Annotated in this window: 13 protein-coding genes; 7 read left to right on the top strand and 6 right to left on the bottom strand. The window is 71.2% G+C overall.

Annotation, left to right across the window (positions count from 1 at the left end; translation table 11 throughout):
• Window positions 1–2 precede the first annotated feature (2 nt).
• The 6 genes from KAK07_RS14540 to KAK07_RS14515 all read left to right on the top strand — a co-directional run bounded on the left by KAK07_RS14540 (window position 3) and on the right by KAK07_RS14515 (window position 6,494).
• A complete protein-coding gene (locus tag KAK07_RS14540; RefSeq protein ID WP_210851692.1) occupies window positions 3–743 on the top strand; it encodes a MotA/TolQ/ExbB proton channel family protein in 741 nt (246 codons plus the stop codon).
• Between the two features lie 14 nt (window positions 744–757).
• Window positions 758–1,177 carry an ExbD/TolR family protein gene (locus KAK07_RS14535; RefSeq protein WP_210851691.1) on the top strand — a complete coding sequence of 140 codons (420 nt, stop codon included), beginning with the start codon at window positions 758–760 and terminating at the stop codon, window positions 1,175–1,177.
• Window positions 1,178–1,268: 91 nt separating this feature from the next.
• Window positions 1,269–3,554, top strand: a complete 2,286-nt coding sequence (locus KAK07_RS14530) for a TonB-dependent receptor (RefSeq protein WP_210851690.1) — start codon at window positions 1,269–1,271, stop codon at window positions 3,552–3,554.
• Between the two features lie 14 nt (window positions 3,555–3,568).
• Window positions 3,569–4,255 carry a Fe2+-dependent dioxygenase gene (locus KAK07_RS14525; RefSeq protein WP_210851689.1) on the top strand — a complete coding sequence of 229 codons (687 nt, stop codon included), beginning with the start codon at window positions 3,569–3,571 and terminating at the stop codon, window positions 4,253–4,255.
• Window positions 4,240–5,316 (top strand): alpha-hydroxy acid oxidase, encoded by a 1,077-nt coding sequence (locus KAK07_RS14520; RefSeq protein ID WP_210851688.1) that lies wholly within the window; start codon window positions 4,240–4,242, stop codon window positions 5,314–5,316. Before KAK07_RS14525 ends, KAK07_RS14520 begins: the two co-directional genes overlap by 16 nt.
• A 209-nt stretch (window positions 5,317–5,525) precedes the next feature.
• Entirely contained in the window at window positions 5,526–6,494 is a 969-nt protein-coding gene (locus KAK07_RS14515; protein WP_210851687.1) for a TerC family protein, read from the top strand.
• A 24-nt stretch (window positions 6,495–6,518) separates the two neighbouring features.
• Here the strand turns inward: KAK07_RS14515 and KAK07_RS14510 are convergent, their stop codons facing one another.
• The gene (locus KAK07_RS14510) at window positions 6,519–6,749 is read right to left on the bottom strand and encodes a hypothetical protein (RefSeq protein WP_210851686.1); all 231 of its coding nucleotides are present in this window, start codon (window positions 6,747–6,749) and stop codon (window positions 6,519–6,521) included.
• A gap of 95 nt (window positions 6,750–6,844) precedes the next feature.
• On the opposite strand from KAK07_RS14510, the gene KAK07_RS14505 reads away from it, so the two are divergent.
• Window positions 6,845–7,417, top strand: coding sequence for a hypothetical protein (locus tag KAK07_RS14505; RefSeq protein ID WP_210851685.1), 573 nt, complete (start codon window positions 6,845–6,847; stop codon window positions 7,415–7,417).
• A gap of 233 nt (window positions 7,418–7,650) precedes the next feature.
• Here the strand turns inward: KAK07_RS14505 and KAK07_RS14500 are convergent, their stop codons facing one another.
• The 5 genes from KAK07_RS14500 to KAK07_RS14480 all read right to left on the bottom strand — a co-directional run bounded on the left by KAK07_RS14500 (window position 7,651) and on the right by KAK07_RS14480 (window position 15,554).
• Window positions 7,651–9,333, bottom strand: coding sequence for an AMP-binding protein (locus KAK07_RS14500; RefSeq protein ID WP_210861522.1), 1,683 nt, complete (start codon window positions 9,331–9,333; stop codon window positions 7,651–7,653).
• 5 nt (window positions 9,334–9,338) lie between these two features.
• On the bottom strand, window positions 9,339–10,310 hold the full coding sequence (locus KAK07_RS14495; RefSeq protein ID WP_210861520.1) for a helix-turn-helix domain-containing protein: 972 nt from the start codon (window positions 10,308–10,310) through the stop codon (window positions 9,339–9,341).
• Window positions 10,311–10,371: 61 nt separating this feature from the next.
• Entirely contained in the window at window positions 10,372–11,319 is a 948-nt protein-coding gene (locus KAK07_RS14490) for a WD40/YVTN/BNR-like repeat-containing protein (protein WP_210861518.1), read from the bottom strand.
• Window positions 11,320–11,342: 23 nt separating this feature from the next.
• Entirely contained in the window at window positions 11,343–13,703 is a 2,361-nt protein-coding gene (locus KAK07_RS14485) for an efflux RND transporter permease subunit (RefSeq protein ID WP_210861724.1), read from the bottom strand.
• 51 nt (window positions 13,704–13,754) lie between these two features.
• Entirely contained in the window at window positions 13,755–15,554 is a 1,800-nt protein-coding gene (locus tag KAK07_RS14480) for a DUF1302 domain-containing protein (RefSeq protein WP_210861516.1), read from the bottom strand.
• Between the last annotated feature and the right edge of the window lie 3 nt (window positions 15,555–15,557).

The following is a 15,557-nucleotide window of genomic DNA, read 5'->3' as shown; positions in this document are numbered from 1 at the left end:
AGATGGACACCCCCACCCCCTCCCTCGGCTTCGGCCACTTCCTTTCGCAGTCCGACGCCGTCGGCCAGACCCTGCTCGCGCTGCTGCTGCTGATGTCGGCCGCCTCGTGGGTGATCATCGTCGCCAAGGCGCTCAGCCACCAGCTGCGCCAGCGCCGGGCCAACGGTTTCCTGAACCACTTCTGGAATGCCAGCACGCTGGACGAGGTGCGCCACGAGCTGCAGACCCACGGTGCACGCGACCCCTTCGCCCACCTCTCGGCCCATGCGCTGCACGCCCAGGCACACCACGCGCGCCACGGCGCGGCCAAGCTGTCCGAGGCCGGCACCGCCAGCGAGTTCATCACCCGCACGATCAAGAAGGTGCTGGACGAGGAGACCACCCGCCTGGAAGCTGGCCTGACCACGCTGGCCACGGTGGGCGCCACCGCGCCGTTCGTCGGCCTGTTCGGCACCGTCTGGGGCGTGTACCACGCGCTGCTGGCGATCGGCCTGAGTGGCGCCGGCACGCTGGACAAGGTGGCCGGCCCGGTGGGCGAGGCGCTGATCATGACCGGCCTGGGCCTGGCCGTGGCCATCCCCGCGGTGGTGGCCTACAACGCCTTCACGCGCAGCAACCGGGTGCTCACCGGCCGGCTCGACGCCTTTGCGTTCGAGCTGCACAGCTTCCTGACCATGGGCGAAGCGCCGGGCGCGCAGACCCAGGCGCCAGCGCCGGTGCGCCAGCTCAAGCCCGCGGCCTGAGCCGGGAGCCCGCCATGGCCTTCGCCTCCTTCGACAAGCAGCGCGGCGCCGCCCCGCTGGCCGAGATCAACATGGTGCCGCTGATCGACGTGATGCTGGTGCTGCTGGTCATCTTCATCGTCACCGCGCCGCTGCTGACGCACGCCGTGAAGCTGGAGCTGCCGCGCGCCGACACCGCCACCAACACGCTGCTGCCCCAGACGATCGAGTTCGCGATCGACGCTGCCGGCCAGCGCTACTGGAACGGCGAGCGCATCGACCGCGCCGAGGCCGCACGCCGCTTCAGCCAGGCCGGCGCCACCGACCCGCGCACCGAGGTGCAGCTGCGCGCCGATGGCGACAGCGCCTACCGCAGCGTCGCCGAGACGCTGGCCGATGCCTCGCGCGCCGGCCTCACCCGCATCGGCTTCGTCAGCCAGCCCGACAGCCGCTGAGCGGCCCGTCCCACCCTGCCCACGCGGCCCTGCCAGGCGGCCGCGCGGGACCACGCATCCCCACGAATCCACATCGTCCACGGAGAACCCCATGCATGACCTGACCCGCCACACCCTGTTGCCGCTCGGTGCCCTGGCCGCCGGCTTCGGCGTCGCCAGCCTGGCGGTGGCCCAGACCGCCCCGCCGGACGCTGCAGCCAGCGAGACCGTGCTGCCCGTTGTCAAGCTCAAGGCCGCGGCCGAGCCCACGGCCAAGGACTCGGTGCAGGCCACCACCACCTCGATCGGCAAGGGCACGCAGGCGCTGCGCGACCTGGGCCAGTCGATCACCGTGGTCACCGAGAAGCTGATCGACGACCGCCACCTCGACACGATGAAGGACGTGCTGCGCAACACCGCGGGCATCACCTTCCTGGCGGCCGAGGGCGGCGAGGAGGACATCCGCCTGCGCGGCTTCCCGCTGCAGAGCACCGGCGACGTCTTCGTCGATGGCCTGCGCGACCCCGCCTTCTACGACCGCGACACCTTCTTCCTGGACCGGGTGGAGGTGCTGCGCGGCTCGGCCTCGATGCTGTTCGGACGCGGCTCCACCGGCGGCGCGGTCAACCAGGTCACGAAGACGCCGCGCCTGATCGACGAGCACCAGGTCGACCTCACCGTCGGCAGCCACGGCTATGTGCGCGGCGTGGGCGACTTCAACCTGAAGATGGGCGACAACGCCGCGCTGCGCCTGGGCACCATGGTCACCCAGGCCGACAGCAACGGTGCCGGCAGCGCGATCAACAAGACCGGCGTCGCCGCCGCCTACCGCTGGGGCATAGGCGAGCGCGACGAGTTCCTGGTCAGCGCCAGCGTGCTGGACAACCGCAACGGCATGAACTACGGCCTGCCGTGGATCCGGCCCAGCGCCAGCGCCACGGTCGACCGCACCACGCTGCTGCCGCTGGACCCCGACAGCTACTACGGCCTGGCCAGCGACTACAACGCCAGCGCGGCCACCCAGGTCACGCTCAGCCACACCCATCGCTTCGCGCCCCAGGTGCAGTGGCGCACCCAGCTGCGCAGCGGCCACTTCACGCGCGACCAGCGCGCCGGCACCGTGCGCCTGTGCGGGCCGCGCGCGGTCACGGCACCGGATGGCAGCGTCAGCTACACGCCCAACGCCGCCTGCCCCGACCAGCTGGTGCCGGTGACGCTGGAGAACTTCAGCGCCTCGACCGCCCTCACCCGCGGCACCAACCTGAAGATCCAGAACGTCGACACGCTCGCCCTGCAAAGCGACCTGAGCGCAGCCTTCGAGGCACTGGGCCTGCGCCACGAGCTGACCGCCGGCTTCGACGCGGCCCAGGAGCGCAAGCGGGTCTACGCCGCCCGCTCGGCCGCCCAGGGCGGTGTGACGATCGACAAGCCGGTGACCACGGTGGGCACACCCGACGATGGCGCCAGCGTCGACGAGTCCAGCCGCGTGCTGCGCCTGGCCAGCGCCTACACCTCGCAGGCCCTGGGCGTCTATGCGCAGGACCTGCTGCAGCTGGCGCCGAGCTGGAAGCTGCTGGCCGGCCTGCGCTACGACCACCTGCAGGGCGACTACACGCTCAACACCCTGCCGGCCAACGCCGCCGGCCCGCTCACCACCACCGCGTACCAGATGACGGTGTCGGAGTGGAGCCAACGCCTGGGCCTGCTGTTCCAGCCGAACGACCGGATGAGCTTTCACCTCTCGGGCGCCACCTCGTTCAACACCTCGGGCGACGCCTACTCGCTGAGCGCCGCCAACGCCGATGTGCCGCCCGAGCAGTCGATCAACCTGGAGCTGGGCGCCCGCCTGGAGTCGGCCGACGGCCAGTGGAGCCTGCGCACCGCGGCCTTCCGCTCGACCAAGCTGCACGAGCGCAACACCGACCCGGACAGCCAACTGGTCACGCTGTCGGGCCGGCGCCATGTGGCGGGGCTGGAGATCGACGTGGCCGGTCGGCTGACGCCGCAGTGGGAGGTGTTCGCCTCCTACATGTGGATGCCGGTGGCCAAGATCGACGAGGGCGTGGCGGGCTCCGAGGGCGAGGGCACCCGGCCCTCGCTGACCCCGCGCCACTCGGGCACGGTGTGGACCACCTACCAGCTCACGCCGCGCTGGCGCGTGGGGGGTGGCCTCAACGCCCGCTCCTCGCAGTCGCCCAACCGCAACCCGGGCTGGACCGCGCCCGGCTACATCACCGCCGACCTGATGGCCGAGGTGGTGGTGGTGCCCGAGCGCTTCACCGTCAAGGCCCACCTCACCAACGTCACCAACAAGCTCTACGCCGAGTCGCTCTACAGCGGGCACTACATCCCGGGCGCCGGCCGCCTGCTGATGCTGACCGGCAGCCTGAAGTTCTGAGACGGAGAGTCCCGATGCTGATCCGCATTCCCGGCCTGCTCGGCCCCGCCGCCCTGGCGCAGGCCCGGGCCCTGCTGGCCGACGCGCCCTGGGAGCCCGGCGCGGCCACCGCCGGCACCCAGGCGCGCCAGGTCAAGCACAACGAGCAGCTCGCGCCCACCGGCGCGCCGGCGCGGCAGATCCAGGCCCTGGTGCTGGGGGCGCTGCAGGGGCACCCGCTGTTCTTCTCGGCGGCACTGCCGCGCAGGATCTTCCCGCCGATGGTCAACCGCTACAGCGGCGCCACCAACCACTACGGCGCGCATGTCGACAACGCGGTGCGGGTGATCCCCGGCAGCGACGGCGAGCGGGTGCGCGCCGACATCAGCGCCACCGTCTTCCTGGCCGAGCCGCACGAGTACGACGGCGGCGAGCTGGTGATCGCCGACACCTACGGCGAGCAGCGCATCAAGTGGGCCGCCGGCGACATGGTGCTCTACCCGGCCAGCAGCGTGCACCGCGTGGAGCCGGTCACCCGCGGCGCCCGGCTGGCGGCCTTCCTGTGGGTGGAGAGCATGGTGCGCAGCGACGAGCAGCGCCGCCTGCTGTTCGACCTGGACCTGTCGCTGATGCGCCTGCGTGAGCGCCACGGCGATGACGAGGACACGGTGCGGCTGGCCGGCACCTACCACAACCTGCTGCGTCAATGGGCCAGCACCTGAGCCCCGCACCGGCGATGAGCGCCGACGAGTTCGCCCGGCGCGCGGCGGCGCGGCTGCCGTCGGCCTGCCGGGACTACATCGATGGCGGCGCCGCCGACGAGCTGACCCTGGCCGCCAACCGCGCCGACTGGGCCGCGCTGCGCCTGTGGCCGCGCGTGCTGCGCCCGCTGGGCACGGCCGACACCCGCACCCGCATCGGCCCGCATGCGGTGGCCCACCCGATCTGGCTGGCCCCGGTGGCCTTCCAGCGCCTGGCCCACCCGGATGGCGAACTGGCCAGCGCGCTGGCCGCCGCCGCCCAGGGCGCCGGCATGGTGCTGAGCGGCCAGAGCAGCGTCGAGGTCGAACGTGTGGCCGCCGCCTTCGCCCGCGAACCCGGGGCCGGCCCGCTGTGGTTCCAGCTGCACGCCCAGCCCGACCCGGGCCTGACCCGTGCACTGGCCCAGCGCGCCCAGGCCGCCGGCTGCCAGGCGATCGTGCTGACGGTGGACGCGCCGGTGCACGGCGTGCGCGACCGCGAGCGCCGCGCGGGCTTCCGGCTGCCCGCCGGCGTGCGCGCGGTGCACCTGCCCGAGGGCCCTGTGGCGCAGCACCCGATCGACGCGCTGCTGCAGGCCGCGCTCACCTGGGAGCAGCTGGACACGCTGCGCGCCGCCACCGGCCTGCCGCTGTGGCTCAAGGGCGTGCTGCACCCGGACGATGCGCGCCGCGCGCTGGACGCCGGCATTGCGGGCCTGATCGTCTCCAACCACGGCGGCCGCACGCTGGACACCGCGGTCTCCACCGCCTGGGCGCTGCCGCACATCGCACGCGCGGTGGACGGCCGCCTGCCGCTGCTGGTGGACGGCGGCATCCGCCGCGGCACCGATGTGCTCAAGGCGCTGGCGCTGGGCGCCCAGGGGGTGCTGATCGGCCGCCCGCAGGTGCATGCGCTGGCCGCCGAAGGGCCGCTGGGCGTGGCGCGGCTGCTGCGGATCCTGCGCGACGAGCTGCAGGTGGCGATGGCGCTGACCGGCTGCGCCCGCATCGCCGACATCACGCCGGCGCTGCTGGCCCAATAGCCCCAAAATCTGTCGGGACAAACCGTCCTGACGCAGAATCCCGGCTGTCGAAAGGGGAGTAGCCGGCACCGATCCCCTTGGTGTCGCGGCCCCCCGTCAGTACGGAGCACCGGCGCCTTGCCGGATCGCTCCCGGGACCGCACAGGGCGCCTGAGCCCTGGCAAGACCTTTCGGCGCGAACCCATCCACCCTTCCTTCCAGGAGAGTCCATGGACACCATCGCGCCGATCTGGCTGTGGTCTGTCTTCGTCGCCACCGTGCTGGTGGCCCTGTTCGTCGATTTTGTCGTGCTCAAGAAGCAGGGCGCGCACGCCGTGGGCGTGCGGGAGGCGGCCTGGTGGTCGCTGATCTGGGTCGCCGTCAGCCTGGCCTTCAACGGCCTGCTGTGGTGGGCCGTGCAGCAGGACCACGGCACCGCGCTGGCCAACGAGAAGTCGCTGGAGTTCCTCACCGGCTACCTCATCGAGAAGAGCCTGGCGGTGGACAACATCTTCGTCTTCCTGATGATCTTCACCTACTTCGCGGTGCCGCCGGCCTACCAGAAGCGGGTGCTGATGATCGGCATCATCGGCGCGATCGTGCTGCGCACGCTGATGATCCTGGCCGGCGCCTGGCTGATCCAGGAGTTCCACTGGCTGCTCTACGTCTTCGGTGCCTTCCTGGTGCTCACCGGCGTGAAGATGTGGTGGGCCGCCGGCCAGGACAACAGCCTGGACGACAACCCCGCGCTGAAGCTGCTGCGCCGCGTGCTGCCGGTGTCCAAGGGCTTTGACGGCGAGAAGTTCTTCACCGTCGAGAACGGCAAGCGCATCGCCACGCCGCTGATGCTGGTGATCGCGCTGGTGGGCCTGACCGACGTGATCTTCGCGGTGGACTCCATCCCCGCGATCTTCGCGATCACCACCGACCCGTTCATCGTGCTGACCTCCAACGTCTTCGCGATCCTGGGTCTGCGCGCGATGTACTTCCTGCTGGCCGCGGTGGCCGAGCGCTTCCACCTGCTCAGCTACGGCCTGGCGGTGGTGCTCGTCTTCATCGGCACGAAGATGATGCTGATCGACGTCTTCAAGATCCCGGTGGCGGTGTCGCTGGGCGTGGTGGCCGCGATCCTGGGCGTGACGATGTGGCTGAGCATGCGCACGGCGCCCAAGCCCAAGCTCAGCAGCCCGCAGGCCTGAGGCCGCCGCGGTCCGGTGCCGTGCTCACTGCTGACGCGGGGGCACGGGCCGGATCGCAGCGTCCAGCGCCGAGCGCGCGGCATCCCCCTCACGGGCCGCCTGCTCGGCGCTGCGGCAGCGGGTGACCGGGATGTTGCTGCCCAGGGGCGCTTCGCGGGTGCAGATCTGCTGCGACGCGCTGCCCGCCGGCGTCTCGGGGCTGGCACAGGCGGCCAGCAGGCCGGCGACGGTGATGGCGATCAGGACCTTGTCCATGGGACGTCTGCACCCCCTGCTGCATGCGTTCAACGCACTATAGCCTTCGGACGCCGCCGTGCCAGCCTTGGACCGTCTCGCCGTATCATGAGGGCATGACCGCCGTACGCGACGTGGCCGCGATCCGCCTCGACAACGCGCTGCTGCTGTTCGACGAATTCGTCCAGGCCACCGTCAAGCATCCCGATGCCGCCACGCTGCGCGGCCTGGAGCGCCGGTTCGCCGAGCGGCTGCAGATCCAGCCAAGCTACTGGAGCCAGATCAAGAGCCGCTCGCGCCAGATCGGCGAGCGGCTGGCCCGTCAGTTCGAACAGTGCAGCCACAAGCCCGCCTTCTGGATGGACGAGCCGCATGCGGCCGCGCCGGAACCGGTGGCCGCCGACGACCGCCTGGAGCCGCGCAACGACGACGAGCGCTTCATCACCGGCCTGGTGCTGGCCTACTACCGCCGCAACCCGCAGCGCGCCCGCACCAAGCTGATGGACCTGCTGGGCGAGGTGCTGGCGCCGCCGCCACCGGCGACCCAGCCGGCGCCGGTTGAACGGCCGCCGCGCCCCACCGCCGTGGCCAGCGCCCCGGCGGCCCCGGTCGCTGCGCCCGCGGCCGACCCGATGGCGCTGTGGCGCGCCTCACAGGCGGGCGTGGCGCCGCTCAAGAAGAAGCGCTGACGCCCATCGTGGGCCGGCCGCGGCCAGCAAGGCGCGACGGCGCGCAGCGCCTGGCCTGGGGGCCCACCGCGGGCCGCCGGGCCGCCCCAAGGCCCGCGGAGCCCCCTTGGGGGGCGAGTCCGGACGGGCGTCGTCCAGTGGACGAGGCCCGCCTGACGAGCGGGACGGCCGTCAGGCCGGCCGCGGCCTGCAAGGCGCGACGGCGCGCAGCGCCTAGCCTGGGGGCTCCAGTGTCATGCCGTGGCCATCACACTGAGGCCCAGCTCGCGCATCATCAGCTCGCGCATGATGAACTTCTGCGGCTTGCCGGTCACGGTGACCGGCAGGTCGTCGACGAAGCGGATGTAGCGCGGCACCTTGTAGTGGGCGATCTGCTCACGGCACCAGTCGCGCACCTCGTCCTCGGTGCAGGACTGGCCCGGGCGCACGATGATCCAGGCGCACAGTTCCTCGCCATAGCGGCTGTCGGGCACGCCGAAGACCTGCACCGCGGCCACCTTGGGGTGGCGGAACAGGTATTCCTCGACCTCGCGCGGGTAGATGTTCTCGCCGCCGCGGATCACCATGTCCTTCACCCGGCCGACGATGTTGCAGTAGCCCTGGGCGTCGATCGTGGCCAGGTCGCCGGTGTGCATCCAGCCCTCGCGCAGCGCGTCCGCCGTGCGCTCGGGGTCGTCCCAGTAGCCCAGCATCACCGAGTAGCCGCGCGTGCACAGCTCGCCCTTCTCGCCCACCGGCACGATGTGGCCGTCGATGTCGACCACCTTGACCTCCAGGTGCGGCAGCACCCGGCCGACGGTGGTGACGCGCTTGTCCAGCGGGTCGTCGGTGGCGCTCTGGAAGGACACCGGGCTGGTCTCGGTCATGCCGTAGGCGATGGTGACCTCGGTCATGTGCATCAAGGACTGCACGCGGCGCATCACCTCGATCGGGCAGGGCGCGCCGGCCATGATGCCGGTGCGCAGCGTGGACAGGTCGAACTGGGCGAAATCCGCATGGTCCAGCTCGGCGATGAACATCGTGGGCACGCCGTGCAGCGCGGTGCAGCGCTCGGCCTGCACCGCCGCCAGCGTGGCGCGCGGCTCGAAGGCCTCGCCCGGGAACACCATGGCCGCGCCGCTGCCCACGCAGGCCAGCACCGCCAGCACCATGCCGAAGCAGTGGTACAGCGGCACCGGGATGCACAGCCGGTCGGCCGGGCCCAGTTTCATGCAGGCGGCCACCGCCAGCGCGTTGTTGACGATGTTGTGGTGCGTCAGCGTGGCGCCCTTGGGCGCACCGGTGGTGCCGCTGGTGAACTGGATGTTGATCGGCTGGCGGGCCTCGAGCGCCGGCACCTCGGCCAGCACGTCGCGGTGCTGCGCGCCGTCGGCGCACAGCGCGGCCCAGTTCAGCATGCCGCGCGTGGGCTCGTCGCCCAGGCGAACCACCTGGCGCAGCGCCGGCAGGCGCGGCGCGCCGCCGCCCTCGCCCCAGCCCAGGTTCTGCAGCAGGCCCAGGTAGTTGCTGGACTTGAAGGCCGCCGCGGTGACCAGCACGCTGACGCCCACCTTGTTCAGCGCGTACTCCAGCTCGGCCAGGCGGTAGGCCGGGTTGATCGTCACCAGGATGGCGCCGATGCGCGCGGTGGCGAACTGCGTGACCAGCCACTCGGCGCGGTTGGGGCTCCAGATGCCCACGCGGTCGCCCGGCCGCACGCCCAGGCGCCACAGGCCGGCGGCGGCGTCGGCCACCTGTCCGTCCAGCTCGGCCCAGGTCCAGCGCAGGCCCTGCTCGACGAAGACCGCCGCCTCGGCCGATGGCGCCTGATCGACCACGCGGCGCAGCAGCTGGTCCACCGTCAGGCCGCTGAGCGGCTGGTCGGTCAGGCCGCGGACCAGGGAGCGGCCGGCATCGGGCAGGCGGGGATCATCCATGGGTGTCAGGGGACCAGTTGGTACTGCCGCAGTGTTTCAGAGGGCAGTTCGTCGAACATCGCCTTGTAGTGGCGGGTGAAGTGGCTGGCGCTGGAAAAGCCCAGCATTGACGCCAGCTCGGTGATCGGCTTGCTGGCCGGGTCGCCGCACAGCTTCAGCGCGCGGCGCGCCTCGTTCAGGCGCAGTGCGCGCAGGTAGGCCTGCGGCGTGGTGTGCATGAACTCCTCGAAGCAGTACTGCAGGCTGCGCCGGCTGGCAAACGCCGCGGCGCAGATCTCGCCCACGCCGATGTCCTGCTCCAGGTGGGCGCGCATGAAGTCGATCGCGCGCTGCACCACCTTCAGCCGGCTGTCGGCGCGGCGCGGGATGGTGCTGCCCTGCGGGCCGCTGCGGTCGCCGCCCATGGCCAGCAGCACGGCCTGGTTCAGCGCCATCGCCAGCAGCTCGGACTCGCGCCTGTCGCTGGCCGGCTGGCCCAGGGCGTCCTCGGCCTCGCCACAGACCGCCAGCAGCATCTGACGGATCGCCTGCGCCGAGTCGGGCGACAGGCCCAGGTTGCGCTCGTTCTCGGCCTGCTGCAGCCATTCGCGCTTGGCCGGGGCCAGCGTGCGCTCAAGCATCTCGCGGTGCACCGCCAGGCCGATCAGGTCGAGCTCGCCGGCCGAGACCACGTCGACCTCGCGCCCGCCGGGCAGCACCATCAGCGTGTCGCGGTCCAGCGCGCGCCCGGCGTAGACCGAGCCGGGCTGCACCGCCAGCGGCAGCGCCAGCACGACATGGTCATCGGGCGGCGCGATCTGCTCGCGCAGCTGGCGGTTGGTCTGTTCGCGCACCAGAAAGCCGTCGCGCAGGGCCAGGTGCCACAGTTCGCCGCGGAAGCGTCCGCAGGACAACTGCTCGTAGTGCTGGTCCCAGCCGGTCAGGGCCTCGGCCTGGTCGTCGACGTCGTGCGCCGTGTGTCGGGTCAGTGCTGCCATGCGATCCTCCTCGATCTCCGGCATGTCATGTGCAGATGCTGTGCCAGCCGCGGCCGCTCGGCTAGCCCGGGATCACCCGCACGCCGGCGGCGCCGGCCAGCGCCAGCCGCCCACCGGGCAGGGGCACCGCGCCGGTCAGCGTGCTGCGGTCGTCCAGGCGGCGGAAGTCCATCGCATCGGCGCCGGCCGCGCCCTGCAGCTGCGTGCCATCGACGCCCACCATCAGCACGCGGCCGGCGGCCAAGGGCACCACCGCGGTGATCGAGCCGGCCTGCTCGGCACGGTGCTGGGTCCAGCTGCGCCCGTCATCGGTGCTGCGCACCCAGTGGCCGCGCATGCCGCCGGCCAGCAGCGTGCCGCCGATGTCGGCGCCGCTCCACAGCGAGCCGGCGTAGGCGGTCTTCACCGCGGACCAGGTGTCGCCCTGGTCGCTGCTGCGCAGCACATGGCCGGATTCGGCCGCGATCAGCCAGGTGCCCGCGGCCGAGACGAAGACCCGGTTCAGGTGGCGCTCGCCCTCCTCGCCTTCGAGCAGTGTGGCGGGCTTCCAGCTCGCGCCAGCATCGCGGCTGGCCAGCGCAAAGCCGAAGCCCCCCACCGCCAGACCGCGGCCGCCGGTGTCGACGCGGATCGACAGCAGCACGTCCGGGCTCCGGGCCTCGCCGGCCACGCGCTGCCAGTGCTCGCCGGCGTCGTCGCTGCGCAGGATGGTGCCGCCATGGCCGCAGGCCCACAACTGGGTGGCGCTGCTGGCATGCAGCGCGGTGAGGGTCACGCGGGTGGGCACCGCCTGCGCCTGGCGCCAGTGGGCGCCCTGGTCGTCGGACAGCAGCACATGGCCGCGCTCACCCACCGCCACCAGGCGCTGGCCGGCCAGCGTCAGGTCCAGCATCGGGCTGCGGGCGGCCAGCGGCATCGTGCGGGCGGCGCCATCGGGCGCGAAGGCGGCGCTCGCGCGACTGCCGGCCAGCGTGGCCGCGGCCAGGGCCAGCCAGAGGCGTCGGTTCATCAAGGGGTGCATCAGGGGGTGCATCAGTGGGCTCCGAACGGACGGTGCACCGGCCCGCGCCGCGGGATCAGCAGGTCGATCACCACCGCCAGCGCAGGCAGCAGCGTGATCGCCATCACCATGTTGAGCATGAACATGAAGGCCAGCAGCAGGCCCATGTCGGCCTGGAACTTCAGCGGCGAGAAGACCCAGGTCGCCACGCCCACGCTCAGCGTCAGCGCGGTGAAGACGGTGGCGATGCCGGTCTCGGTCAGTGCGCGGTGGAAGGCCGGCACGATGGTCTGGCCCTCGGCCAGGTACATCTGCAGGCGGTTGTAGATGTAGAAGGCGTAGTCCACGCCGATGCCCACCGCCAGCACCATCACCGGCAGCGTGGCCACCGTCAGGCCGATGTCCAGCGCCTTCATGAACCAGTAGCCGACGAAGGTGGCCACGGTCAGCGGCAGGCAGCAGGCCAGCACCGCGCGCCAGTCCCGGTAGGTCAGGAAGACCAGCACCACGATGGTGGCGTAGACGTACAGCATCATCGGCAGCTCGGTGGCCTCCAGCACCTCGTTGGTGGCCGCCTGCACGCCGGCGTTGCCGCTGGCCAGGCGCACCTTCAGGCCATCGAAGGCGTTCTCGGCGCGCCAGGCCTTGACGGTTTCCACCGCGCGGTGGATGGTCTGCGCCTTGTGGTCGGACAGGTAGGCATGCACCGGCAGCACGGTGCAGCGCGGGTCGTACAGGCCCGAGCCTTCGCCCACCAGGCCGATGAAGCTGGCCATCGAGCGCTTGTCGCGCGGCAGGTCGCCCCAGCGCGGATTGCCTTCGTTGAAACCCGCGGCGCCCAGCTTGACCAGCGCCGGCAGACCCGCGGTGCCGATCACGCCCTCGGTGTTCTGCAGCGACCAGGCCAGGTCGTCGATGGCGCTCATCGTCGTCCAGTCGTGGCAGGCGTCCTCGGGCGTCTCGTTGACCACGGTCAGCACGTCCAGGCCGACGGTGAACTTCTCGGCGATCGACACCGCGTCCAGGTTGTAGCGCGCGCTGTCGCGCAGCTCCGGCGCACCCGGCTGCACATAGCCCACATGGCGGTCGCGCGAGCCCCACACCGCCAGGCCGAACAGCAGCACGCCCAGTAGCACGGTCCAGCGCGCGTTGCGCGGATCGGCCACGCGCGAGATCAGCGAGATCTGGCTCTCGCGCCGCGCCCGCATCACCTGCATGCGCTGGCCCCAGCCGCTGTCGAGCTTCACATAGGACGCGACGATCGGCAGCATCACCAGGTTGGTGACGATCTTGTAGGCCACGCCCAGCGAGGCGGTGATCGCCAGCTCGCGGATCATCGGGATCGGGATCACCAGCAGCGTGGCGAAGCCGACGAAGGCGGTGATCAGCGCCATCGTGCCCGGCACCAGCAGCCCGGCGAAGCTGGCGCGCGCGGCGTCGTGGACGCTTTGGCCCAGGCCGATCTCGCGGGTGATGTAGTTGATCTGCTGCACGCCGTGCGACACGCCGATCGCAAACACCAGGAAGGGCACCAGCACCGCCAGCGGGTCCAGGCCGTAGCCCAGGATCTGCAGCGAGGCGAACTGCCACACCAGCGAGACCAGCGAGCAGAACAAGGCAGTGGCGGTAAAGGCCACGCTGCGGCAGTACCAGTAGACCGCCGCCGCAGTCAGCACGAAGGCCAGCGCGAAGAACACCACCACGCCCTTGGCGCCCTCGGCGATGTCGCTGATCTGCTTGGCAAAGCCGATGATCTGCACCTCGACCTGCGCGTCCTCGAACTTGCCGCGGATCTCCTGCTCGATCTTCGGGCCCAGCGCGATGTAGTCCAGGGGGGCGCGGGTCTGCGGGTCGGCGTCGAGCAGGTCGGCGGTGACCATCGCACCGCTGAAGTCGGCCGCCACCAGCGAGCCCACGTAGCCGCCCTGCACCACGTTGTCGCGGATGCGGCCGATCACCGTGGCGTCGAGCTTGTCGGGGGTGACGTCGCCACCGATCACGTCGCGCGCCTCGTAGCCCTCCTCGGTCACCTGCATCACGCGGGTGTTGGGGGTCCACAGCGAGCTGACCGAGCGGCGGTCCACGCCGGGCAGGTACATCACCGCCTGCGTGACCTCGTTGAGGCGCTTGAGCGTCGCCGGCTGCCAGATGTCGCCCTGGCGCGCCCGCACCACGATGATCAGGCGGTTGGCGCCGAACAGCACGTCCTTGTACTGGACGAAGGTGTCGGTGTATTCATGGCCCAGCGGCAGTTGCTTGCCGAAGCCGGCCGTCATGTGCAGGCGGGCCGCGAACACCGCCATCAGCGCGGTGGTCGCCAGCATCACCGCCAGCACCTTGGCGCGGTGGCCGAACAGCAGGCGCTCGGCCGCCTGCACGAGTTGGGTGAGCAGCATGGAAGAACCCGTCAGGGACGCGCCGCCCGCAGGGGCGGCGCGCCGGGGTCAGAAGTTGTAGGAGACGCTGGCCGAGACGTTGTCGCGGTCGCGCAGCATGTTGCCCAGCCCGCCGCCGAAGAAGGCGGTGTAGCCCAGCTGCACCCGCCAGACGGCGCTGTTGTCGAACAGCGCGCCCAGGAACAGCGACTTGCGTCCCTCGACGAAGGGCAGCGTGTTCGGCGAGATGCCCTTGACGTCGTGCGTGAAGACCGTCACCTGGGTGAGGTTCCAGTCGCTGCCCCAGACCCGCGGGTAGCTCAGGTCGAATTCGACGGCGTAGCCGAAGGAGCTCTTGGTCGGGTTCTTGTACGAGGGGAAGATCAGGTAGGGCACCTGGCCGATCTTCAGGCTGGGGTAGTGGGTGACGGCCACTTCGGCCAGCACCGTGCCCTCGGCCGCGCCCAGCGCCTTGACCAGCGCGCCCATCGGCGAGTTGACCTCGGTGAAGTACAGGCCGGTCAGGTGGGCCTGGATCTTCTTCTCCTCGGTGTAGCCGCGCACCGTGATGCGGCCGTTGGCGTCGGCATTGGCGGGGTCGAAGATGCTGTACTTGCCGGCGAAGGGCACGCTGCCGTCGATCGCCACCGAGTCGCGCGGCCGGTACGAGATCTCGCCCCCCACCGCGACCGGCCCGGCCTTGGTGTTGAAGCTGGCGCCGAACAGGTCCTTGTCGCGGCCGAACTCGTTGTAGTAGCCGATGTTCGCCACGTTGTGGGCCGCGTAGGCCGGGTCGGTGAACAGCGTGGTGAAAGGCAGCTTGTCGTGGTAGCGCTCGTAGTACACGGCGAACTCGGCACCGATGCTGGCCGGCTTGAAGCGCATCGCCAGGCCGTACTGGCCGCCGGTGGGCGGGCGCTTGTCCTTTTCGAAGGGCACGACGTTGATGCCAGGCTGGATGCCGGTGCCGTTGTCGCCGCAGGGCGTGGGCGCGGTGCACAGGCCGAAGCCGCTCAGCGAGGAGCTGGGGATGTAGGCCGGGCGCTGGCCGGCACCCGCCACATCGGCCGCCGAGAAGAAGGTGCCCACCGGGTCGAAGCGGAAGGCGTTCCAGGCGAACTGGTAGTAGGCCTCGGCGCTGACGCTGCTGGTCAGGCCGGTGTTCAGGCTGATCATCGGCGCCGGGCGCAGGATCTCCTTGACCTGGGTGCCGGGCGTGTGGGCCTTGCGCAGGTCGATGGCGTTGATCGAGTTGATGCCGCCGATGACGAAGATGTCCTCGCCCCAGCTCAGCACCTGGTTGCCCAGGCGCACGGTGGCGGTGCGGTCGTCCAGCCACTTGAAGTCCTTGGCCACCCAGGCATCCAGCAGCGTGGCGTTGTGGACCGCGATGTTGCGGGCGGCGGAGGACAGGTCGGTGCGCTGGGTGTTGTCGGCGGCGGGGTCGTAGACCCAGGTGCCACGGGCCAGTGCGCGCCAGCCGTCGGTGGTCTTCAGGCCGAACTCGTGCGTGCCCTTGACCGCGCTGGAGACCAGCTGGCCGCGCTTGTAGTTCAGGTTGCCGTCGTCGCCGTTGAGGACGTTGAAGTCCGGGTTGGCGGCGCCGTCGTTGCCGGCACCGTTGAGCTGCGAGCCGAGCGCGGCGCCGGTGGGCACCTTGCCGCCGTTGTCGTTGCCGATGGCCAGCGGATCGGGCTTCTGCAGCCGCCACTGCAGGCCGAAGCTCAGCGTGGTGTTGAAGTCGATCTCGGTGCCGCCATCGGTGGTGGTGCGCCAGGCGTGGGCCGGCGCGGCGGACAGCAGGGCCGCGGCGGCGGCCGCGGCCAGCGCGGTCTGGCGCCGCGCTGCGTGACGTGGGGTGGGTCGCATGGT

The sequence above is a fragment of the Ideonella alba genome (assembly GCF_018069875.1).
Taxonomy (GTDB): domain Bacteria; phylum Pseudomonadota; class Gammaproteobacteria; order Burkholderiales; family Burkholderiaceae_C; genus Ideonella; species Ideonella alba.
The sequence above is the reverse complement of the archived record's forward strand: the minus strand, read 5'-3'. Positions and strand labels throughout refer to the sequence as shown.

Excerpts from the sequence above, each read along its gene's own strand:
- KAK07_RS14540 (WP_210851692.1), top strand. The coding sequence starts at position 3 with ATGGACACCCCCACCCCCTCCCTCGGCTTCGGCCACTTCCTTTCGCAG.
- KAK07_RS14535 (WP_210851691.1), top strand. The coding sequence starts at position 758 with ATGGCCTTCGCCTCCTTCGACAAGCAGCGCGGCGCCGCCCCGCTGGCC.
- KAK07_RS14530 (WP_210851690.1), top strand. The coding sequence starts at position 1,269 with ATGCATGACCTGACCCGCCACACCCTGTTGCCGCTCGGTGCCCTGGCC.
- KAK07_RS14525 (WP_210851689.1), top strand. The coding sequence starts at position 3,569 with ATGCTGATCCGCATTCCCGGCCTGCTCGGCCCCGCCGCCCTGGCGCAG.
- KAK07_RS14520 (WP_210851688.1), top strand. The coding sequence starts at position 4,240 with ATGGGCCAGCACCTGAGCCCCGCACCGGCGATGAGCGCCGACGAGTTC.
- KAK07_RS14515 (WP_210851687.1), top strand. The coding sequence starts at position 5,526 with ATGGACACCATCGCGCCGATCTGGCTGTGGTCTGTCTTCGTCGCCACC.
- KAK07_RS14510 (WP_210851686.1), bottom strand. The coding sequence starts at position 6,749 with ATGGACAAGGTCCTGATCGCCATCACCGTCGCCGGCCTGCTGGCCGCC.
- KAK07_RS14505 (WP_210851685.1), top strand. The coding sequence starts at position 6,845 with ATGACCGCCGTACGCGACGTGGCCGCGATCCGCCTCGACAACGCGCTG.
- KAK07_RS14500 (WP_210861522.1), bottom strand. The coding sequence starts at position 9,333 with ATGGATGATCCCCGCCTGCCCGATGCCGGCCGCTCCCTGGTCCGCGGC.
- KAK07_RS14495 (WP_210861520.1), bottom strand. The coding sequence starts at position 10,310 with ATGGCAGCACTGACCCGACACACGGCGCACGACGTCGACGACCAGGCC.
- KAK07_RS14490 (WP_210861518.1), bottom strand. The coding sequence starts at position 11,319 with ATGAACCGACGCCTCTGGCTGGCCCTGGCCGCGGCCACGCTGGCCGGC.
- KAK07_RS14480 (WP_210861516.1), bottom strand. The coding sequence starts at position 15,554 with ATGCGACCCACCCCACGTCACGCAGCGCGGCGCCAGACCGCGCTGGCC.